This is a genomic window from Vibrio ostreae, assembly GCF_019226825.1.
Classification (GTDB): domain Bacteria; phylum Pseudomonadota; class Gammaproteobacteria; order Enterobacterales; family Vibrionaceae; genus Vibrio; species Vibrio ostreae.
In genome coordinates this window covers 1,057,749-1,079,492 of the sequence record NZ_CP076643.1, presented here as the reverse complement: position 1 = coordinate 1,079,492, position 21,744 = coordinate 1,057,749, and the positions used below count along the sequence as shown (strand labels likewise).

General features: G+C 46.4%; 23 protein-coding genes. 14 read left to right on the top strand and 9 right to left on the bottom strand.

Annotation, left to right across the window (positions count from 1 at the left end):
- Positions 1–36 precede the first annotated feature (36 nt).
- Complete coding sequence (gene rmf, locus KNV97_RS11035; protein ID WP_136486488.1) at positions 37–210, top strand: ribosome modulation factor; 174 nt, start codon at positions 37–39, stop codon at positions 208–210.
- Between the two features lie 159 nt (positions 211–369).
- Here the strand turns inward: rmf and fabA are convergent, their stop codons facing one another.
- Positions 370–888, bottom strand: a complete 519-nt coding sequence (gene fabA, locus KNV97_RS11030) for a bifunctional 3-hydroxydecanoyl-ACP dehydratase/trans-2-decenoyl-ACP isomerase (protein ID WP_136486486.1) — start codon at positions 886–888, stop codon at positions 370–372.
- A 65-nt stretch (positions 889–953) separates the two neighbouring features.
- A complete protein-coding gene (locus tag KNV97_RS11025) occupies positions 954–2,603 on the bottom strand; it encodes a S16 family serine protease (RefSeq protein WP_218563104.1) in 1,650 nt (549 codons plus the stop codon).
- Positions 2,604–2,868: 265 nt separating this feature from the next.
- Here KNV97_RS11025 and matP point away from each other — a divergent pair, with 265 nt between their 5' ends.
- Both matP and KNV97_RS11015 read left to right on the top strand, forming a co-directional pair.
- Positions 2,869–3,318 carry a macrodomain Ter protein MatP gene (gene matP / locus KNV97_RS11020; protein WP_136486482.1) on the top strand — a complete coding sequence of 150 codons (450 nt, stop codon included), beginning with the start codon at positions 2,869–2,871 and terminating at the stop codon, positions 3,316–3,318.
- Between the two features lie 11 nt (positions 3,319–3,329).
- Entirely contained in the window at positions 3,330–3,647 is a 318-nt protein-coding gene (locus KNV97_RS11015) for a DUF3634 family protein (protein WP_136486480.1), read from the top strand.
- 84 nt (positions 3,648–3,731) lie between these two features.
- On the opposite strand, the gene KNV97_RS11010 is transcribed toward KNV97_RS11015, so the two are convergent.
- The 4 genes from KNV97_RS11010 to KNV97_RS10995 form a co-directional block, all read right to left on the bottom strand.
- Positions 3,732–3,971: a hypothetical protein gene (locus tag KNV97_RS11010; protein ID WP_136486478.1), complete on the bottom strand. Its 240-nt coding sequence runs from the start codon at positions 3,969–3,971 to the stop codon at positions 3,732–3,734.
- Between the two features lie 1,497 nt (positions 3,972–5,468).
- On the bottom strand, positions 5,469–7,220 hold the full coding sequence (locus KNV97_RS11005; RefSeq protein ID WP_218563103.1) for an ATP-binding protein: 1,752 nt from the start codon (positions 7,218–7,220) through the stop codon (positions 5,469–5,471).
- 6 nt (positions 7,221–7,226) lie between these two features.
- Positions 7,227–8,417, bottom strand: coding sequence for an FIST signal transduction protein (locus KNV97_RS11000; protein WP_136486475.1), 1,191 nt, complete (start codon positions 8,415–8,417; stop codon positions 7,227–7,229).
- Between the two features lie 104 nt (positions 8,418–8,521).
- Positions 8,522–8,878, bottom strand: coding sequence for a hypothetical protein (locus KNV97_RS10995; protein WP_136486473.1), 357 nt, complete (start codon positions 8,876–8,878; stop codon positions 8,522–8,524).
- Between the two features lie 259 nt (positions 8,879–9,137).
- Between KNV97_RS10995 and ccoN the strand changes: the two genes are divergently transcribed.
- The 11 genes from ccoN to ttcA all read left to right on the top strand — a co-directional run bounded on the left by ccoN (position 9,138) and on the right by ttcA (position 19,208).
- Complete coding sequence (gene ccoN, locus KNV97_RS10990) at positions 9,138–10,565, top strand: cytochrome-c oxidase, cbb3-type subunit I (RefSeq protein ID WP_136486471.1); 1,428 nt, start codon at positions 9,138–9,140, stop codon at positions 10,563–10,565.
- A gap of 12 nt (positions 10,566–10,577) precedes the next feature.
- Positions 10,578–11,198 carry a cytochrome-c oxidase, cbb3-type subunit II gene (ccoO, locus tag KNV97_RS10985; RefSeq protein ID WP_136486469.1) on the top strand — a complete coding sequence of 207 codons (621 nt, stop codon included), beginning with the start codon at positions 10,578–10,580 and terminating at the stop codon, positions 11,196–11,198.
- A gap of 9 nt (positions 11,199–11,207) precedes the next feature.
- A complete protein-coding gene (locus KNV97_RS10980; RefSeq protein ID WP_218563102.1) occupies positions 11,208–11,381 on the top strand; it encodes a cbb3-type cytochrome oxidase subunit 3 in 174 nt (57 codons plus the stop codon).
- Positions 11,381–12,358 carry a cytochrome-c oxidase, cbb3-type subunit III gene (gene ccoP / locus KNV97_RS10975; RefSeq protein ID WP_136486465.1) on the top strand — a complete coding sequence of 326 codons (978 nt, stop codon included), beginning with the start codon at positions 11,381–11,383 and terminating at the stop codon, positions 12,356–12,358. Before KNV97_RS10980 ends, ccoP begins: the two co-directional genes overlap by 1 nt.
- An 83-nt stretch (positions 12,359–12,441) precedes the next feature.
- The gene (locus KNV97_RS10970) at positions 12,442–12,921 is read left to right on the top strand and encodes a FixH family protein (RefSeq protein ID WP_218563101.1); all 480 of its coding nucleotides are present in this window, start codon (positions 12,442–12,444) and stop codon (positions 12,919–12,921) included.
- 4 nt (positions 12,922–12,925) lie between these two features.
- Entirely contained in the window at positions 12,926–15,298 is a 2,373-nt protein-coding gene (locus tag KNV97_RS10965) for a heavy metal translocating P-type ATPase (RefSeq protein WP_218563100.1), read from the top strand.
- On the top strand, positions 15,299–15,538 hold the full coding sequence (ccoS, locus tag KNV97_RS10960) for a cbb3-type cytochrome oxidase assembly protein CcoS (protein WP_218563099.1): 240 nt from the start codon (positions 15,299–15,301) through the stop codon (positions 15,536–15,538). It begins immediately after the preceding gene.
- Complete coding sequence (locus tag KNV97_RS10955) at positions 15,535–16,209, top strand: sulfite exporter TauE/SafE family protein (protein ID WP_218563098.1); 675 nt, start codon at positions 15,535–15,537, stop codon at positions 16,207–16,209. Before ccoS ends, KNV97_RS10955 begins: the two co-directional genes overlap by 4 nt.
- Before the next feature lie 90 nt (positions 16,210–16,299).
- Positions 16,300–17,052, top strand: coding sequence for an FNR family transcription factor (locus tag KNV97_RS10950; protein ID WP_136486454.1), 753 nt, complete (start codon positions 16,300–16,302; stop codon positions 17,050–17,052).
- Between the two features lie 135 nt (positions 17,053–17,187).
- Positions 17,188–18,135, top strand: a complete 948-nt coding sequence (uspE, locus tag KNV97_RS10945) for a universal stress protein UspE (RefSeq protein WP_218563097.1) — start codon at positions 17,188–17,190, stop codon at positions 18,133–18,135.
- Positions 18,136–18,275: 140 nt separating this feature from the next.
- Positions 18,276–19,208 (top strand): tRNA 2-thiocytidine(32) synthetase TtcA, encoded by a 933-nt coding sequence (gene ttcA, locus KNV97_RS10940; protein WP_136486450.1) that lies wholly within the window; start codon positions 18,276–18,278, stop codon positions 19,206–19,208.
- A 170-nt stretch (positions 19,209–19,378) separates the two neighbouring features.
- Here the strand turns inward: ttcA and KNV97_RS10935 are convergent, their stop codons facing one another.
- Genes KNV97_RS10935 through KNV97_RS10925 form a run of 3 tightly spaced genes read right to left on the bottom strand, consistent with a single transcriptional unit; the run spans position 19,379 to position 21,625 of the window.
- Positions 19,379–20,041 (bottom strand): DUF2987 domain-containing protein, encoded by a 663-nt coding sequence (locus KNV97_RS10935; protein WP_407701908.1) that lies wholly within the window; start codon positions 20,039–20,041, stop codon positions 19,379–19,381.
- Positions 20,041–20,835: a glucosaminidase domain-containing protein gene (locus tag KNV97_RS10930; protein ID WP_136486446.1), complete on the bottom strand. Its 795-nt coding sequence runs from the start codon at positions 20,833–20,835 to the stop codon at positions 20,041–20,043. The genes KNV97_RS10935 and KNV97_RS10930 overlap by 1 nt, the downstream gene beginning before the upstream one ends.
- A complete protein-coding gene (locus tag KNV97_RS10925) occupies positions 20,828–21,625 on the bottom strand; it encodes a hypothetical protein (RefSeq protein WP_136486444.1) in 798 nt (265 codons plus the stop codon). The genes KNV97_RS10930 and KNV97_RS10925 overlap by 8 nt, the downstream gene beginning before the upstream one ends.
- Between the last annotated feature and the right edge of the window lie 119 nt (positions 21,626–21,744).

Here is a 21,744-nt window from a genome sequence, read left to right as displayed (position 1 = left end):
TAAGTTAGACACAAGTTACTGTATGAGGACTGCACTATGAAGAGACAGAAGCGTGATCGCCTGGAACGAGCTCAATCTCAAGGGTACAAAGCGGGTCTTAACGGCCGTTCACAAGAAGAATGCCCGTATCAGCAGATGGATGCCCGATCTAATTGGCTAGGTGGTTGGCGAGAAGCTAGAGAAGATAAAACTTTAGGTCTCTATAAATAATTTTCCACATACTCAGGAAGTTAAGCCCCGAAAGGGGCTTTTTATTTGCCCGCACAACGAGTGGGTTTGACTTCAATACGTATAATCTAATGCACTATAACTAAGTGTGCTAGCTATAAAAAAACCGCTCATTTGAGCGGTTTTGATAAAATCAGGTGCTTAAAACGCTGAAGTGTCTGTAAACAGGCCAACTTTCAGGTCTTTAGCCACATAAATTTCTTTGCCGTCAACCAGAACACGACCATCAGCCAGGCCCATAACCAGTTTGCGGTTAACAACACGCTTCATATGGATTTCATAAGTCACTTTCTTCGCTGTAGGCAGGATTTGACCAGTGAATTTCACTTCGCCAACACCCAGTGCACGACCTTTACCTTTGCCGCCAACCCAGCCAAGGAAGAAACCAACAAGTTGCCACATCGCATCCAGGCCAAGACAGCCAGGCATGACCGGATCGCCGGGGAAGTGACAGTCAAAGAACCAAAGATCAGGAGTGATGTCCAGCTCAGCTAAGATAAGACCTTTACCAAAATCGCCTTCTGTTTCAGACATCTTAGTCACGCGATCCATCATCAGCATGTTAGGCGCAGGAAGTTGAGGGTATCCAGGACCGAACAGCTCGCCACGGCTAGAGGCTAGAAGGTCATCACGATTATAAGAGTCACGTTTGTTCTGCATTATCAATTACTCCAATTTTTGATAGGGTGCATGTTAGTGAACACGTGTACGCCAAACAACTCCGATCAGTTCGAAACAAACCAGTTTTTGACGCGTTCCACAAATCCTTGTGGCTGAACGTGTTTTTCAAAGTTATCAATTCGTTCCGCTATTCGGCTGATGACACTTTCTTCATCATCACCACGGAACGGCTTCTTCATCAGGACAGGTATCGCTTCATCCACATTGGATACTGGCCAGATGTTGAACTCGCCATTCTTAATACTTTCGACGACAGATTGATGAAGTGCAAGATGTTTTAGATTACTTTTGGGCAGAATGACACCTTGTTTACCTGTAAAGCCATTATGCTGGCATACTCGATAGAAGCCTTCAATTTTTTCGTTAAGGCCGCCAACGGCCTGCACACGGCCAAATTGGTCGACTGCGCCAGTTACCGCAATCTGTTGGTCAATCGGGTATTCAGAAAGGGCACTGACCAGTGAACATAGTTCTGCCAGAGATGCGCTGTCGCCATCGACTTCACTGTAAGACTGCTCGAATACGACCGAAGCGGAGAATGGCAATGGCATATCCAGATCCAGCGCGCTGCTGACGAACGCCTGCATAATCATCATGCCTTTGGCATGCAGGTTACCACCAAGCTCCACTTTACGTTCCACGTCAGAAATATCGCCATCACCAAAGTGGATAACACAGGAGATGCGCGCCGGTTCACCGTATGAAACTGGGTGGCCGGCCACTTCAATCACGGTCAGGCCGTTCACCTGGCCAATCTGTTCGCCCTGAGTTTCGATAATGACCTGGCCATCGAGAATATCATCCAGTGCGCGCTGCGGCAGATAAGATTCACGGTAGTAGCGTTGGTCAAGCGCTTGTTCAATGTGCGCTTTGTTAATTAATTGTCCCTGGCTCAGCAGGGCCGCTTCTTCCAGCAGTGAACGATGCCACATCACGCATAGCGGGGCATAGTGCTGATCTTCGGTATAACGTGCGCCGGCCGTCATCAGCGCGATAATGGCGCCGCTGTCCAGCTCAGGCAGTGTGTAACGCTTAGTAATCCAACGCAGATAGCCGAGGTAATTCTGAATTGAATCAGTATCGATTTTAATGTCCATCTCTAGTTCACTAAACAGACACAGGCCTGAGTGAATATCAGCATCAAGATAATCGATGTCACCGAGTTGGGTGCGATCGCCAAGTACGATTAGTTTGATGTTGTAATTTTTACTGATCGTGGTGTGCAATGGTGACTTAGGATCGCAGTTGATCGGAGAGATCGGGTCGCCAAGAACGGCAGACTTAAGCATTGGCCACGCCAGAGGGTTTGCCAGCAATAAATTCGCTGAAACAATCAGATAGCCATGATTGGCTTTATCCAGTAACCCCGGAATTTGACTGATGATTTCGCCACGTTGCGCTTTCACCTGACCGAATATGGCACTGATGTCGAGCGTTTCGGTAGTGATGATCGGCAGGGCCGGATTAGCATGCTCTAGCTGCTCTTTGATTAATGTCCGGTAAATCGAGTTGTCAGGCCCGTTCACCAGCAGAATGCGACTAAAACCCTTGATATGTATGAATCGTTCAAGTGCGAGAGAAAGTCTGCTCTGGGTTTCAAACAGAGAAACAGATGGCAGGCTCGGGTATTGAGAAAAGTCAGCGCTGAACTGGTCATACTGAGGCGTCGCCAGACGCCAGATATCTTGTGTCATTGAATCGTCGAAATGATGAAAAAGAGCCAAATTATATAGAAAAACCGGATGCACGAATAGCTAAGATGAACACAGAGTGGATATTTTCGATTTGTCTCAATAGCCAGCGAACTCACGCTATACTCTTCAGCATACAGCACCGTTTTAATCTAAGGTAACTGACTGAAAGTTTGATGATCCCAGTCGTGTTTTTTGCGGATTGAATTGAAAGTTAAGTCACTTCTGGGTTACGCTGTCACCCTAACGTTAACCGGAATTGCCTGGCATGAAATATCAACAACTTGAAAACCTTGAATGTGGTTGGAAGTGGCAGTATCTCATTAAAAAGTGGAAAGATGGCGAAGCAATCACATGCCATATCGATCGCAGTGAAGCGGATGCCGCCGTTCAGAACTTGAAGTCCATCGAACATGAGCCAACCCTGGTGCTCGAGTGGATTGAACAGCATATGGCTCCCGAGCTTGAGAATAAACTCAAGCAGGCTATTCGTGCCAAGCGTAAACGCCATTTCAATGCCGAGCAGCTACACACGCGCAAAAAGTCGATCGATCTGGACTACCGTGTGTGGGAAAAATTGTCGGTTCGCGCTAATGACTTAGGCTGTACTTTATCGGACGCGATTGAATATCTGCTGAGTGAAGCATCGCGCAGCGAAAAGGCCAGCCGCACTGTATCTAACTTGAAAGAAGACCTGAGTAAGTTGCTGTCTGACTAGGAGTAAGCAATATGCTGTATGTGATTTTAGTAGCTGCGATTGTGATTTTCTGGCTGGTTGCGGTTGACCGACCGGTACTTAAAGTGAAATTTAAAGATGGTGCCATTCAAAATGTGAAAGGCCATTTTCCGCCGGCATTTAAACATAATGTCAGTGAAATCGGTGAGGTGACCCCCTTTGATGGGGAATTGAAAGTCTACCAACAACGCACGGGAATGAAACTGGTCTTCTCGAATCAGGTTCCGAAAAAAATTCAGCAGCGCATTCGTAATGTCTTTCCGCATCAAGGCTTTAAGAGCAGTAACGGCAATACCAAGAAAGGGCGCTGATTAAGTTACCAGGTCACATATTTATGCTAAACGGCTGAGCACTTCTGTGTTCAGCCGTTTTTCTTTGGGTGACGAAAGCTTAGCCTAACGTCGTTTCAAGGCTTCAAATGCATCGACAAAACCATCGACTTTGGCACGTAAGGTTTCTAGCTCTGCGCGCAGCTGTTGATTCTCTTCTTGTTGCTGTTGGTAAAGTTGGTGATACTGCAAAGCCAGGTAGCCGCCCTGAATCAGGCTTTTTGACATAGTAGGGAGCTCAGTCAGCTCTTTGAGTTGCGATAACATCAGTTGGTGGTTATCTATATCGCGGATAGTTATTGCCATGGTAATTTCATATCATCTATGTGGCTGGCTATGATAGCAAAATTCATTATATATCAAAAGTATAACCAACTATGATTGCAAGGCTCTTAGGGTGAATACTTTTGATTTGTCCAAATTGATAGCAAATGGTATGAAATCGCTTATCAGAGGTTTATCTGGAAAAGCATGAATATGACCTAAATAGCCATATCTGACGCACTATAACTATTTTTAAGGTCGAATCTAAAACAACAACACATCTAGTCTCAATACGCCTCACACAACTGCCCAATATCATCGTTGTAAATTGCTTAGTTTAGGAGGTGTTTCAATCCGTGAATCCACAAGCCAAACCGTCCGAACTTCATTGGTACAAGACACGGCCCCAACGTCACTGACTTGGCCATAACCAAGCGAATAAAGTAGGGAAGTTGCCAGTTTAAAATCCGGATAGAGAAGATGGCTTTATCTGTAATCATGACACTGTAACTTTTATGTATATTGTTAATTTCGGTGTTGGTTGTGTAGCTAAGGCTGCTGCTTCTCCGCTATCAGAGTAGATCTGAAGTTAAGAAAGATGAATGCCAACACTTCGGCATTTAAAATCAGATGTGATACTCACAGCGGTTCTCTCACGCCAAATAACAAGCCAGGCTAATCTGACACAAACAAGAATCCGTCCAGGCATATGACGCTAGGATCTATCAGCGATACCGACAGAAAAAATCAGCCAACCACAATACACAATAGTTCAGGCTTTATGTAGCAGAATGACTAAGACCAACAAAAAGATAAGACTTCAATCTATTCAAAACAACCCGTTGTTGGTTATTAGAGCAACGGCAGCAACCGGTCACTCTGGGCCAATGTCTTGAAGACTGTTGTACACGATGGAACGAATTAAGAATTGAATGGAAGATTAACGCAAACCGTAAACTTAGCGACCGAGTTGATGTCGGATTGGCAGATACCCAGATTAAGTCAAAAGTAGAAGATTCAACGTCGAGGACATCATGAGTGATCATGACAAACGATCAGACAAAAGTCCTGGTCGCTAGACAACGAGCCACGGGTTGTCGTTATGAATTTGAACAAAGAGTCACGAGTTAAAAACACAGAAAGCACAGCGGCGCATCTCATCGTAGTATTCAGAGTAATGAATACGGATTTAACCCTGATTTTGAATCGTTAGCAGCATTAATTGATTAAGTAATATCAGGTGCGTAGTTCACCGCGAACTAGCGGTAATTTGGCTAAAATTTACCGAAGATCAAGCAAGAACTAGCAACGTTGCCCTTACAATCATAGTACGCATTATATGTATTATGTTAAATTAAGTGTGTGTAGATATAGGTACGGCACTGATGTAGCTTCCCTTTCCTCTTATCTGCATGATTTCTATTGAACATAACCAATTTACCATAAAGTATATAATTACCATATTGCTAAAAGTCTCTAACTTTTAGCAATACGGTAATTAATTAAATCTGTGTCTGTGATCGACTCATTCTCATTGAGTTAAACTGGATTGATGACATTACGTGACTGCAGATAACGATCTGTGATTCGCTGTAATTCTTTACTGCGAATTGGTTTGATAATGATGTCGTTCATGCCAGCGCTAAGGCAAACCTCATGGTCACTATGCATCGAATGTGCAGTTAAAGCGATGATTGGTGCTGATATCTGCTTAGCCCGCAACATACGAGTCGCCTCAATTCCATCCATCACTGGCATAGAAATGTCCATGAAGATCAGATCAAACGCCGGTTCCCTTGTGACGATATCTATCGCTTGCTGGCCATTTTCCGCAATCGTGACGTTGTAACCCATGCGATTTAGCAACAGTTTGATGACCATCTGGTTGGTTTTGGTATCTTCAACGACCAAGATATGTTGTCCGACGTTTGCTACAACAGCTTTGGTTGATAGCTCATTGTCTGGCACTAGCACTGTTGTAACCTGATCACTTGAGCGTGATTTTAATGGCAGAATGATAGAAAACTTAGAGCCTTGACCAAGCTCGCTCTCGACTTTGATTTTTCCCTGCATCAACTCGACCAGATGCTTGGTAATCGCTAATCCAAGCCCGGTGCCACCGAAGTTACGTGTAATAGAATCGTCGGCCTGAATAAATGGCGAGAACAGATTATCAATACGCTGGCTGTCGATGCCGATACCAGTATCCTCGATATTAATCTCGAGTCCATCCCGAGTCGTGACCAAACGTACATCAACACTGCCGTGTTGGGTGAACTTGATCGCGTTACCCACAACGTTAAACAATATTTGCGTTAAACGAACTTCATCCACCCAGTATTCGTAGCCATCATGGATGGTTGCCTGGAGGTTGAACTGAATGCCTTTTGCAGTTGCGACCTGATGATGATGTTCCAGAGCCTGGTGCAATTTCTTACGTAGGTTAATCCAGTGACAGTGTAACGAGAAGTGGCCGGACTCGATGCGACTAAAATCAAGAATATCGTTAATGATCACCAGCAAAAGCTCGGCAGAATTTTCCATCTGCTCTAGCATTTCCAATTGGTAGATCTCTGAATTTTCTCGTAAAATATCGATAAGGCCTAACACGGCGTTAAGTGGTGTTCGCAGTTCATGGCTCATCATGGCCAGGAATTTTGATTTGGACTGGTTAGCCTGTTCCGCTTGTTGTTGAGCAATTTGCAGTTCTTGGGTTCTTAAATCAACCAGCTTTTGCAGCTCTTCTTTATGCTCAATATCGTTGATGGCTCGTTCGAGAAGCGGCCGGAAACGCAGTAAAGTTGAGCGGGTTTCGAGGCTGAACTGCCCTTTCCTATTCCCCAGTAGCAGCAAAACAGAGTCACTGGTTTGTGCCCGGATTCCGGCGATCAATGCCGACTGAATCTGGTCCTTAAGGAAGGCGTTCAGATTTTGGAATTCATCAAGTTTGCCCGGTTCAAACAAAATAATGCTTTCACCATCAAGGACACGCTGAAACTTGTCGCCATTGAGCCATTCCTTGCCCTGGAAGGCAAGATTAGACGCAAGAAACGTCAGGTATATCTGACGATGTTTGGGCTTCGAAATCACAATGAAATCATCGAACTCAATATAACGACTGAGTACCTTTTTCAATTCCTCGAAAATCTGATACTTGTTGTCGGCATGACTGAACGCTGACAGTGCCGCGAGAATAACCCGGTTTTCTTCCGCTAAGCGTTGCTCTCGTTCTTTACTTCGTTTCAGTTCTAGTAATGCTTCATTAAACTGTTCGATGATCTCTTGTTCCATGTTCGATTACTCGGACTCGTAAAAAATGACGGATGAAATCATCAGATTACCATGAGCTGTCTCACCACCGGTAAAGCGACCTTGTTCTCCGTAAGTAAACGGACAGATGAAGGGTTGTCCGTTCATCTGAGCTTTGATTTTTTCCTGTACACCCACAATGTCGTCGCCTAAACGCAACATAGAGCCAGCACAGTAAATAATGATTGAACCTAGTAATTGAGACGATTGGTAGTTTTGTGTGTTCGCTTGATCAACGACACGCGATGCGCGCTGAATTAACTGTTCTCTGGAGCCGGTCATGAGTGTCACTTCCTCTCCCTGTGAGATGGTCGCGAACATCTCCATCGCACCATCGGGCGTCATACGCACCGGGTGGGATAATTTATAGTAAGGACGATTATGTACGTAACCGGCTATTCGTCCAAGTGGAAAACGTGTGACATGTTTAAACAAGTAGTGCTCGGATATTTGCACGCTTGAATGATCACTGACCCATTCTTTATAAATCTGCTCTGCGGGTTCTCCGTCTATTTCGTGAATGTAGCGGCCGGTAGCGCGAGTGACGGTACCGGTAAATTCCGTCGGTGAATAGCCGGCACTGAATCCGGTGGTATTGGGCTTGGAAGGAAACATCAGTTGAAGCGATAAGCCATTTTTTACTGTGCCGCGTTCAGTTATCGCTGACCACTGCCGCTGAATATAACTGTCTGCCGGGCTGCCACCGATGATTGGAACAGGTGTACCAAAGGTTTCATCAATTGCCTGAATACAAAGTTCTTCATTGCCGGGAGTAGCATGTAAAATCACTAAACTGGGGATTTCACCTATCCGGTTTGCCGACTTCAGCGCCTGATTGATGGCCTCTGCCGTGACGGTTTTGTAATCGGTTAACGCGTTGTCCAGCGACAACAGCGCACTTCCGTATGCGCTGTTGGGACCATCGTAAATAGCCATCAAAGCGATCACCGGTCCGGCATGGAAACCGTGCTCTGTCATCACTCCCTTACAAGATGAGCAACCAACAAGAGGAACATCTGCAAATGCTTTGCCAAACTCTGTCGTCAGGATGTCAGCCGGATATTCGTCAGTATAATAACAGACTAAACTTGAAAGTTCTGGGCTGAATAATGCCTCTTTCAGGTACTGAACTGCTAAGGCAGGGTTAGAAATATGAGTAAATGCTGTTTTTAATCGCATGAACGAATACGTTATAGGGTTATTTATTCTTTATACATCAACTTGCGATGATATTAAATTAAATACCCTAATGGAAAGAAATATCTTTTCTATCCTATAACTAATTAATCGCTGATTTCTATCGTTACAGAATCATTAATATTAATTACACCAGTTGTATTGGAATTGTTGTCATAAAATTTTAACTCAATATTTTCGCCCTCGCGGATGATTTTTTGATCCGATGTCACACTCCAATCGGACGGGATCGATTGAATAATATACACACCCTGCTCCGTTTCACTTTTTGTAACAGTTATTTGTCTTCCATCAACAAAAAGTGAACATTGTGGCGTCGCAATGCATTTTTGGGTAGATACATCCTGAAATGTGATCGTTCGCCAAAAAAAAGCCACGGTCAAAATAGCTAATGTGATGACGATTTGAGTCAGTCTGAGCTTAGTGAGCTTTTCAGCTGCCATATTCGTGAGTTCCTCGTGCAACAAACTTCAAAGTTTTGAAATAAAAGGCCAAATCCAGACGGATAGTAAGGTTACTGCGCTGTCATTGAATTGTTAATTGCAGTATAGTTATTGCTTGAAAATGCACCTTTTTTTAAAGCCAACAATAGTGATTAAGGTCATGAAAATACTTTAATTTTTATTGTTAACTTGGGGCGCATTACGACATATGTCGTGTTGGAAGTAAAGTGTAGTTAATTAGACATTGGAAGCATGCAAAATGAGCCAAGAACAGCAGCTTGAGCAAAACTACAACTATACAGTCGTCCGTCAGTTTACCCTGGTTACCATTCTTTGGGGCATTGTCGGCATGGGTGTGGGTGTTTTGATCGCCGCTCAATTAGTATGGCCACAGCTAAACTTTGATACGCCGTGGTTGACGTACAGTCGCTTACGTCCTCTGCATACTAATGCGGTTATTTTCGCGTTTGGTACCAGTGCACTGTTCGCAACATCTTATTATGTTGTTCAGCGCACCTGTCAAACTCGTCTTTTTGGTGGCGCGCTTGTCCCGTTTACGTTTTGGGGATGGCAAGCAATCATTGTGTCTGCCGCAATTACTCTGCCTTTGGGTTATACCTCAGGTAAAGAATATGCGGAACTTGAATGGCCTATCGATATCGCGATTGCGCTCGTATGGGTTTCTTACGCGGTGGTGTTCTTTGGCACACTGGTCAAGCGTAAGACCTCTCATATTTACGTAGCAAACTGGTTCTTCGGTGCGTTTATTATTACTGTTGCCGTTCTGCATATCGTGAATAGTATGGCTATTCCGGTGTCCATGGGTAAATCGTACTCGATTTATTCCGGTGCTGTCGATGCAATGGTTCAGTGGTGGTACGGCCACAATGCGGTAGGATTCCTTCTTACAGCGGGTTTCCTTGGAATGATGTATTACTTCGTTCCGAAACAAGCTGAGCGTCCTGTTTACTCTTACCGTTTGTCAATCGTTCACTTCTGGGCCCTGATCTCGCTGTACATCTGGGCAGGCCCTCACCATCTACACTACACGGCACTGCCAGATTGGACTCAGTCTCTGGGTATGGTGATGTCGCTTGTTCTGTTCGCACCTTCATGGGGCGGCATGATCAACGGTATCATGACGCTGTCCGGAGCATGGCATAAGTTACGTTATGACCCTATTCTGCGATTCCTGATTGTATCACTGTCTTTCTACGGCATGTCGACCTTCGAAGGCCCGATGATGTCAATTAAGACGGTCAATGCTCTGTCTCACTACACTGACTGGACGATTGGTCACGTTCACTCTGGCGCGTTGGGCTGGGTTGCGATGGTTTCGATCGGTTCGGTTTATCACCTGATTCCTCGCCTGTTCGGCCAGGAACGTATGTACTCTATGGGTCTGGTCAATGCTCACTTCTGGCTGGCAACGATCGGTACCGTGTTGTACATCGTCGCGATGTGGATCTCTGGTGTAATGCAAGGCCTGATGTGGCGTGCCGTTAACTCCGACGGCACACTGACTTACAGCTTTGTCGAGTCAGTTCAGGCCTCTTACCCGTTCTATACCATACGCTTTATTGGTGGCTTTATCTTCCTGTCAGGCATGTTCCTGATGGCGTACAACGCGTATAAGACGATTTCTGCACCGAAACATAGCTTGAAAGCTATCCAGCAACCGGCTTAAGGAGATTGAAGAATGAGTTCTAATTCTAATAATCGCCATGAAATTATTGAGCGCAATGTGGGCTTGCTGGCTATTTTCATCGTATTCGCTATTAGTTGGGGCGCCTTAGTTGAGATCACACCGTTGATCTTCCAAAAGCAAACCACTGAGCCGGTAGAAAATCTCAAGCCATATACTGCCCTGCAGCTTGAAGGTCGCGATATCTATATTCGCGAAGGTTGTAACGTTTGTCATAGCCAGATGATTCGTCCTTTCCGCTCTGAGACAGAGCGTTATGGTCACTACTCGGTGGCGGGTGAAAGTGTGTGGGAGCATCCGTTCTTATGGGGCTCTAAGCGTACTGGTCCGGATTTGGCGCGTGTGGGCGGTCGTTACTCGGATGAGTGGCACCGCGTGCACCTGATGGATCCGCGTGAACTGGTATCTCAGTCTAACATGCCGGGCTTCCCGTGGTTGGCAGACAACCTACTGGATGGACAATACACCCAGAAGAAAATGGAAGTCTTCCGTAATCAGTTTGGTGTGCCATACACAGACGAACAAATCGCGAATGCGGCAAAAGATGTCGAGGGTAAATCGGAGATGGATGCCATCATCGCTTACCTTCAGTCTCTTGGTCACGCAATGAAATAAGGGGTAATTATGGATATCGGTACTATTCACAGTATTTGGACCATAGTGCTATTTGTCTGCTTTATCGGCGTTGTTTGGTGGGCTTACGGAAAAAAACGTAAGGCTCGCTTTGATGAAGCAGCCAATCTGATTTTTGCTGATGAACAGCAGCCCCCTGCAAAAAAACAAGGAGTGACTAAGTAATGACTACATTCTGGAGTCTTTGGATTACTGTCATCACACTCGGAACCCTGTTTGGCTGTGCTTTCCTGCTCTTTTGGTGTCTTAAAGACAAAATGGGCGTGGAAGAAGGCGTTGATATGGGGCACGAGTACGACGGTATTCGCGAAATCAACAACCCACTACCAAAATGGTGGACTTATCTGTTTATCAGCACATTCATATTTGCGGCGATATACCTGACTCTCTATCCGGGTTTGGGTAGCTTCAAAGGTGTTTTGGGCTGGCAGAGTTCAGATCAGCGCGTTCGCACTCTTGAAGAGTCTAAAGCGTCGATTGCGGCGGCCCAGGAAAGCAAAACGCTGGTGCAGTATGCAAAAGAGCTCGATGACGCCGATGCGTACTTTGGTGAAGCGTTTAAACGTTTGGCTTATCAGGAAGGCGGCTCTGAATTACGTCCGATTCCAGATATTGCCGCTGATCCGGATGCGCTCAAAGTTGGCCAGCGTCTGTTCCTACAGAACTGCTCCCAGTGTCATGCTTCCGACGCGCGCGGTCAAACCGGCTTCCCTAACCTGACTGACAATGCGTGGTTGTATGGCGGTGAGCCTGCTGCGATCGTGACTACGATTCGTCATGGCCGTATCGGTCAGATGCCAGCTTGGAAAGATGCATTGGGCGAACAAGGTGTACAGGAAGTGGTGAGCTATGCGCTGAGCCTTTCTGGTCGTTCTGTGAATGCTCGTGAAGCTGAAGCTGGTAAAGCACGCTTCGTGGTCTGTGCAGCTTGTCATGGTACAGACGGTAAAGGTAACCCGGCTGTCGGCGCTCCGGACCTAACTGACCAGGATTGGTTATTTGGAGACTCGCGCGCAGCAGTGACAGAAACGGTCATGAATGGTCGTTCTGGTGTTATGCCAGCCTGGTTGGATATCTTAGGTGAAGATAAGGTGCAGTTAGTTGCTGCTTATGTCTGGAGCCTGAGTAATTCCGACCAATAAGTAACAACACATCACAGCCCCTTTTCAAGGGGCTGTCTTTCTCTTAAGTTATTACTTTCCCTTACGTTGTAGAGAACTTTTTTATGGTAAAGCCTTGGTATAAACAATTCTGGCCGTGGTTTCTGATTATCCTTCCTCTTACGGTTGTTATCTGGACTGTCATTACTGTTATCATTTTTTCCAATAACTCCGTATCCCTGGTCACTGAGGATTACTATAAAAAAGGCAAAGGCATTAATGTCGATCTCAGCAAGATTCAGGTTGCCAAACAACTGGGTCTTAATGCGTCGGTATACTCCGACGGCAACGATATTGTCATCGAGCTGAATAAAGGTCAGCTGGAACATTTCCCGGCATTGCAAGCGATGTTTGCCCACCGAACCCTGCCAGACCGTGATTTTTCAATACTGCTGACTTCAGATGCGAAGGGTCGCTATCGTATTAAACGTGACAGTGAACTACAGGGACCGTGGTTTATTGAATTAACACCGCATAACAGCGAGTGGCTGGTCCAGGGACGAGTGACGTTCCCTTCCGCATCGCCTACCCAGTTAATGAATTAATGCTATGAGTCATTCGTGTTATCACTGCGGTGAAGATGTCCCGGCGGGCACGGACTTTAAAGTCGAGATTCTTGGTGAGCAACGTGACATGTGTTGCCCCGGATGTCAGACCGTGGCCGAAACGATTGTTACCAGCGGCCTGGTTTCGTATTACCAGTTCCGCACCGCGCCGGCCGAAAAAGTGGATTTGGTACCGGAGCAATTGCAGGCACTGATCCATTACGACAACAGCGATGTTCAGGCAGAATTCGTACGTGATGATGGCGCTCATAAAGAAGTGACATTGTCACTAGATGGTGTCTCTTGCGCTGCCTGCGCCTGGTTGATTGAAAAGCAACTTAACAGCGAAACCGGTGTGACGACGATTCGGGTCAATACCACCACTAATCGGGCTCTGCTGTGCTGGGATGACTCAAAAACTAAGCTCAGCCGTATTCTGAACCGGATTCACCAGTTGGGTTATAAAGCCGCCCCGTTTGAGGCCGATCAACAGGAGGCGTTTTATCACGCCACGATGAAACAGTATCTTTATCGTCTTGGTATTGCCGGACTGGCAACCATGCAGGTCATGATGCTGGCTGTTGCGCTTTATCTTGAAGCGTTTGGCGATCTCGACCCGGAATTCAAAAACTACTTTCGTTGGGTCAGTCTGATTTTTGCCACTCCTGTGCTGCTTTACTCTGCCTTGCCATTTTATCTCAATGCCTGGCGCAGTCTTCGTGGCCGTACTCTGGGCATGGATGTCCCTGTCTCGATCGCGTTGATATTTGCTTATGTGGCCAGTCTCATCGCTACGGTCACCCGGCAAGGAGAAGTATTCTTTGAGTCCATCTCCATGTTTACCTTCTTTCTGTTGGTTGGCCGCTTTCTGGAAATGCGTGCGCGGCGTAAAGCCGCGGCCGCGAGCGGGAATCTGCTTAAATTGATACCGGCTATCGCCAATCGGCTTGATGGGGAACAGGTTCCGGTAAAAACGCTGCAACCCGGCGAGCAAATTCGGGTTTTACCCGGTGAGCATATCCCGGCTGACGGAAAAATCCTCACCAGCCGCATCCACGTTGACGAGTCCATGTTGACCGGTGAATCACTCCCGGTGGTAAAACAGCCTGGTGATTCGGTCTTTGCCGGCACGCTCAATGGTGAAGAGGCGTTTGAACTGGAAGTGACCGCGACAAAAAATGATTCCGTGATCTCGAATATTGTGCGCTTGCAGGACGCCGCGCAGTCATCGAAACCCAGAATTGCGGAGCTCGCCGACATCGTCGCGCGCTATTTCGTTGCGATTATTTTACTGATTGCGGCGGCAACCTGGTTATTCTGGCATCAGACTCATCCCGAGGATGCGTTTTGGATCATGTTATCGGTTCTGGTAGCGACCTGTCCGTGTGCCCTGTCACTGGCGACACCCACCGCCTTGACCTGCGCGACTTCCCGCATGGGAGGCTTTGGTCTTTTACTGCGTAAAAGCCATGTATTTGAAACCCTGTGTAAGGTCAATCATCTGGTCGTCGATAAAACCGGCACCCTGACTCGGGGTAAAATTGAGCTGCGTGATACCCGCGTGTATTCGGACTGGTCACAACAGCAATGCCTGGCGATTGCGGCCGCGCTAGAGCAACACGCGAATCATCCGCTGGCCACAGCATTCCATCCTTACCGCGATGAGAACGTTACTGTCACTGGCGTCGGTAATGTCATTGGCTCAGGACTGCAAGGTCTGTTTGATGGCCAGCCAGTCGCCATTGGTAACGCCCGTTTTGTCCTCGGCACTGACAATCACCAGGACGTAAATGCGGTTTATCTGGCGATTAACGGTGAACATGCCGCGACCTTCTATTACCAGGATCCGATTCGTAAAGAGGCCGGTCCGTTTATCGAGCAACTCCATCAGGCAGGCATCAAAATCACTCTGTTAACCGGTGATTCTCAGGCTAATGCGGCACTTGTTGCCGATCAACTAGGGATTGATCAGGTGATATCGGGGGCGAAACCTGAAGATAAACTGGCCAGCCTGAATCAGATAAATCTGCATGATATCACCATGATGGTCGGAGATGGCATCAACGATGCGCCGACTCTGGCCGGCGCGCACATCTCTGTAGCGATGGGAGGAGGGACTGATGTCGCCAAAGCGTCTGCAGACATGGTGTTACTGGGCGACAAACTGGATAAGTTACTTGAAGCGCGCAAACTGGCCATACAGACCCGGCGTGTCATTCGCGAAAACCTGGCCTGGTCGTTAGGTTACAATCTGTTAATTCTGCCCTTAGCGGTTGCGGGGTTGGTCGCACCTTATATCGCGGTTGTGGGTATGTCTGCCAGTTCGATTATAGTAGTATCCAATTCGCTGCGCTTATTAAAAGATTCAGGTAAGTAAATGGAAAGTTTGTATATATTAATTCCTATCGCCATTGTGCTGGTTTGTGTGGCAGTGGCAATATTTCTTTGGGCGGTTAAAAGTGAACAATTTGAAGATTTAGAACGCCAGGGGCACAATATTTTATTTGAAGATGAACAAGAAACACATTCTTCTACAGTTAATGCCTCGCCACCACTTTCTCACCAGAAAAAAACATCCGCCTGCGCAAAACAGGGACAAGATGAGGATAAACAATGACGCCGGACTTTCTCGGTGCATTTGTGATCGGGTTACTCGGTGCCGGTCACTGTATGGGGATGTGTGGTGGCATCGCCTCCCTACTGACTCTCAATCAGGCCGGCAGACAGGCCACTCCGTTACTGTTATATAATGCAGGCCGAATCCTGAGTTATATGCTGTTTGGTGCCATCATCGGCGGTCTCGTCGCATCCTTATCTACCCTGGCAGCTCTGAATCATGTTTTGGTATGGCTTCGCCTGTTGGCGGCACTGCTTATGATCGGTCTTGGTCTGTATGTCGGGCGTTGGTGGTTTGGTATTCTGAAACTGGAACGGCTTGGACAATCTGTATGGAAACACATTTCTCCGGCCGGCACAGCGCTGTTACCACTCAAAAAAAGCTGGTACGCTCTACCCTTCGGTTTTATCTGGGGTTGGCTGCCGTGTGGTTTAGTTTATTCCATTTTGACCTGGGCCGCGGTTTCTGGTGGATTTTTGCAGGGCGCATTAATCATGGGGGCCTTTGGATTAGGTACTTTGCCCGCGATGTTATTGGTCGGATTTGGTGCAACAAAAATAAAACAGTTGCAACAGTCTAAAATATTTCGTCATATAGCGGCAGTATTTATTATCACTTATGGTTTTTATACCGGCTACGGTGCCATAAATATGCTGATTACCTTAATTTAGGTGATTGATTTAGCTATACGTTTATTTTATCTATCCTTTGCGATTGAGGGATGCTAAAATATTGATGTATATCAAATAGTGAAGGTTGTTATGATTTCTGAAAAGCATGCTGCAAAACGCGTTCAATCCGGTGGTTGTGCCATTCACTGTCAAGACTGCAGTATTAGTCAGCTTTGCATCCCATTTACTCTGAATGAAGCAGAGTTGGATCAGCTTGACCAGATCATCGAGCGTAAGAAGCCCATTCAAAAAGGTCAGGAACTGTTTAAGGCTGGCGACGATTTGCGTTCTTTGTACGCGATTCGTTCAGGTACAATCAAAAGCTACACCATTACAGAGCAAGGTGATGAGCAGATCACTGCATTCCACCTGGCTGGTGATTTAGTCGGTTTTGACGCGATTACTGAAGATTCTCACCCTAGCTTCGCTCAGGCGCTGGAAACATCCATGGTGTGTGAGATCCCTTACGAGATTCTTGATGACCTGTCAGGTAAAATGCCGAAACTGCGTCAACAAATCATGCGCCTGATGAGCAATGAAATCAAAGGTGACCAGGAGATGATCCTGCTGCTATCGAAGAAAAACGCTGAAGAGCGTCTGGCAGCCTTCCTATACAACCTGTCGACTCGTTTCTCGCAACGTGGCTTCAGCCCGCGTGAGTTTCGTCTGACGATGACACGTGGTGATATTGGTAACTACCTTGGCCTGACGGTCGAAACGATCAGTCGCCTGCTGGGTCGCTTCCAGAAATCAGAGATCCTGAGTGTGAAAGGTAAATACATCACTATTCTGAATCATGATGCCCTGAAAGAACTGGCTGGCGTATCTTCAGATTCTAAGTAATAAAATCAATGATGTAGCTCTTTAATGAGCTACATCATACTTCTCCAACTTTCCTGTCTAAATTTCTTCAACCTCTCTGTTCAAGTGCGCTAAAGTAAATCTAAGAAGTCTCCTCACTCAATAAGGAGTTTTGTTATGAGTATCTATAACAAGATCTTAGTTGTCGCTGACATCAATCACGATGAACAGCCTGCTCTTGCCCGCGCTATGCAACTCGCCGCAAAAAGTAAGTCGCAAAGCCGTGTTACCTTCTTCCTGTCTATCTATGACTTTTCCTATGACATGACGTCGATGCTTTCAATAGATGAACGGGATGCTATGCGCAGAGGTGTGATTCATCAGCGCGAACAGTGGATGCACAAAGTCGCTCAACCTTATGTTAATGATTCGGTAATCTTTGAAGTCAAAGTGGTGTGGCATAACCGCCCTTATGAAGCGATTATTGGCGAAGTCTTTGCTGGCGAACACGATATTCTGATCAAAGGTACCCGTAAACACGATGCGTTGGAGTCAGTTATCTTCACACCTACCGACTGGCATCTGCTGCGCAAGTGCCCGACTCCCGTGTTGTTGGTGAAAAATGCTGAGTGGCCTCTGGATGCTAATATCATCGCATCGGTACATGTTGGTTCAGAAGTCGAGGCTCATCTCGATTTGAACGATATCATGGTTGATCAGTTGCTGAACCTGACCTCACGGCTTGGTGCGACGCCTTATCTGGTGAATGCTTATCCGCTTACGCCAGCAAACATCACCATTGAGCTGCCGGAGTTTGACCCGACGACATATACCGATGCCGTACGCGGCCATCATCTCACGTCGATGAAGGCTCTGCGCCAGAAACATGGTATTGATGAAGAGCACACGATTGTCGAACAAGGCTTACCGGAAGATGTCATTCCCAAGGCAGCAGAAGAACTGCATGCCGCGATGGTGATTCTGGGTACGACCGGTCGCACCGGCTTATCAGCGGTATTTATCGGCAACACGGCGGAACAAGTGATCGACAAAATTAACTGTGACGTTCTGGCCTTGAAACCGCGCGGTTATATCAGCCCGTTGGATCCTACCCACGCCAGTTAATCTACATCTCGCTGCATAATCCGAAATCCTCAGGTTTCCCTGAGGATTTTTGCTTTCAGGTTCCGATAGCACTAGCATCTGACAAATTTATCCGTATCATACGCACTTCATTTTGTTTTGAAGATTAAGACCGCAAGCTGATGACAGAGCAAACCCAAGAGTTGACCAAAGCTCAACAATACAATTTCAACAAATTGCAAAAGCGCATTCGTCGCAATACAGGTCAGGCGATTGCTGACTTCAACATGATTGAAGATGGTGACCGCATCATGGTGTGTTTATCCGGAGGTAAAGACAGTTTTACCATGCTGGATATTCTGATGAGCTTACAAAAAAGTGCGCCGGTCTCTTTCGAGCTGATTGCTGTTAACCTCGACCAAAAACAACCAGGCTTCCCTGAGCATATTCTGCCGGAATATCTGCAGGAACTGGGTGTTGAGTACAAGATTGTTGAAGAAGACACCTACTCGATTGTTCAAGACAAAGTACCGGAAGGGAAAACGACTTGTGCTCTGTGCTCACGTCTGCGCCGCGGTATTTTATACCGCACCGCAAAAGAGCTGGGTGCAACCAAAATCGCTTTGGGCCACCACCGCGATGATATCCTCGAAACCCTGTTTCTGAATATGTTTTACGGCGGCAAGATGAAAGGCATGCCACCAAAACTGGTGTCTGACAACGGCGAGCACGTTGTCATTCGTCCACTGGCCTATTGCCGTGAAAAAGACATCATTAAATATTCTGAACTACGTGGCTACCCGATTATCCCATGTAACCTGTGCGGCTCTCAGCCAAACATGCAGCGTCAGAACATTAAGCAAATGTTAAACGGCTGGGACAAACAGTTCCCGGGTCGTATTGAAACCATGTTCCGCGCAATGCAAAACGTAGTGCCTAGCCACCTGGCGGACTTCGATCTGTTTGACTTCAAATCGATCAACAGTGAATCTGGCGTTATCAATGGCGGAGATATCGGCTTTGATAAAGAAGACATGCCGGTACAACAGGTTGAAGATGAAGATTTAGTGATGGAATTTGATCCAAGCCTGAAGCTGGATGTCACTAATATCTGATTCCGTAAACGGAACATCAGATTTAGCATTCTGATGAATGGAAAAGGCTGCGAATGCAGCCTTTTTTGTCGAAAAATTTTATAAATCAACCTGATGATAAGCCGAGTTCAGTTCACTTGACCTGACATGTACTCATTCAGACTGACCTCAACAGTAACCACTTTGTGGCTTCACTTTTGAGCTTTAGGTAAGTACGGTAATACCCGCTGGGTCATTTGCGGCAATTCCATCCACCCTTCTTCCCCAATCTGCTCAAGTCCGACCTGCGCTTTACCGTTAACAATCGGCACCACGCCACCATCACTCAGTTGGATTTCACTGTCGAGGTGATTGGCAAACTCGAGCGTTAATCCGCTAACATCTGGCGTAAACCAACTGGCAAACATGCCCCCTAAGTCTTCCAACATGCTCTGCATTTGCGGCAGCAAAGATTCAATTTCACTGTAACTGATACGGCCCTGGAGCGGCTGTTTGGTCATGACAACCATCGAAAAATCACAACGTTGGTCATTGGGTGTGTCGACAAACACCAAAGGATTCGCCTGGCGTAAGTTGTTATCCAACGGAACAATCAATTCATTAATCGCGGAAGGATGAAGTTCTTCATAGTGCGCTTCTTTCTCCATCCAGGCCTTGTCTATGCGACAGAGCGTTTTGTTATCCGCATTGACGAAGAAAAATCCCACTTTGACATCTTTGTGATCATCTTCGACGTTATTTTTCATTTGTGAAAAGAGCTTGGAATAAGTGAACATATATTCCTGAGCCCAGCTCGTAACCGGGATACTGCTACAGATCCCGGCCAGGAGAATAGTAGATATGGATTTTTTGATCATTCGCTTTGCCAGTAAGTCTCATTGTGGCGAATCATGGTCTGCAAATCTGTCACATAATCCGCTCCGCGTTCAGAGTACTTCAGCAAGCCTTGGGTTAAAGCCTCAGCGGTATCTGTGCTGAGCAAATCCTGCTCTTGCTGACGCAGCTGCTGACGAATTTTACGCAGCTCATAATATGCCGCGTTGCGGTTGACGTTCATAAAGTAGCGGTGAATCGATTCCTGCACCGATCTGAACTTAGCGACTTCGTGGGTCATGCCTTCCTGACGAGCCAAAGGCACTAATCCGCAGCCTTTAGAGTAACACCATTGACCAAAATAGTTATTACCTTCCACTGCAAAGCGTGATGTCCCCCAGGCAGATTCATTCGCCGCCTGGGTCAGCACCAACGCAGGTGGTAACACATCCACCCGGCGTTGCATGACACTCAGCCACTTCGCAGTGACTTTGTTGTCATTCATGTCCACTTTATATAGTGATGCCAAGTGCTTCGCATCCTGCTTATCTTTGGTGGTGACATTATTCTGATCGAAGTGGGTCTGGATACGTTTCAGAGTTTTTCGTTCTTTCACTATTCGGGCATTTTCCAGTTCAATACCCGGTTTAAGATAAGAGAAAAACGACTGCTTTTTCTCTGTCACATTACTGATTGCACTAAAATCCGGCGCATCACTGACGGCCTGTCCCGAATTTACCGACATCTCGACGGTGTCGCTCTCATGTTGCTTGACGTAATAAACGCTGCAACTGGCGATGAGAACAACGGTCAATAAAGCAAGAATCTTACGCATCAAACACCTGTGGATTCTGGTTCTGGTCATCGTCGCTATGATTAGAGGCAACGATCTTTAAACGGATACCAAACATGTTACGGTAAATAATACCTTTAACATGGAAGAAAAATGGTAACACAAAGACAAGGCCAATACCGTAGAACAACACGGCAGCGATAAACATCATCATCATCAGCGCATAAATCACCGCCAGTTGTAACAGCTTTTTGTTTACCGCACGCAGTGACAACCACAGCGATTGAAGCGGAGATATGTGCTTCTCACAAATCAGCAGCACTGAGTTGCTAAAAGCAAGAGAAATATACATAGACAGGATTGGAAACAACGCACTGGCAATACCCTGCAGCATCAATCCACACAGCGTGGCAATAATAACAGGTACAGTAAACTGCAGCCCTTTACTGATATGACGTGTTTTCGTCGCCAAACCAGCAGCATGACTCATCGCCATCAGTGACACCCCTGCATAGATCGGCGCGCTGACAACTTCGTAACTGAAATTCGCGATAAAAATAGCCTGCCCCAGCCCTTCCGGGAACTCGGCTTGCCCGGTGAAAACATCGCTAATAATTGAAAGATCACCAATTTGTAGCTTAAGTGCGATGAAAAATATGGCAAGTTGAGCCACAATCAGCATGACAATCGCAGGTGAAAAAGAAAGAAAATGCTTGATGGTGTGGCTCCAGGCTTCCTTGAGTACATCACCGATTTTCAGTTGATACTGGCCCGACAGAGCTTGCTCAACCGTTCCCCCTAAATTGAAATCTCTTTCGATATCATTGTTCATAATTGGCCCTAGATTGGCTTGCTAAAACACGAGTCAACATAATAAATCAGCAAGTCAGATACATTTTTTGGTCATTATACTGAAATGCTACAGAGTCTAAACTCTGAGTAACAAATGTG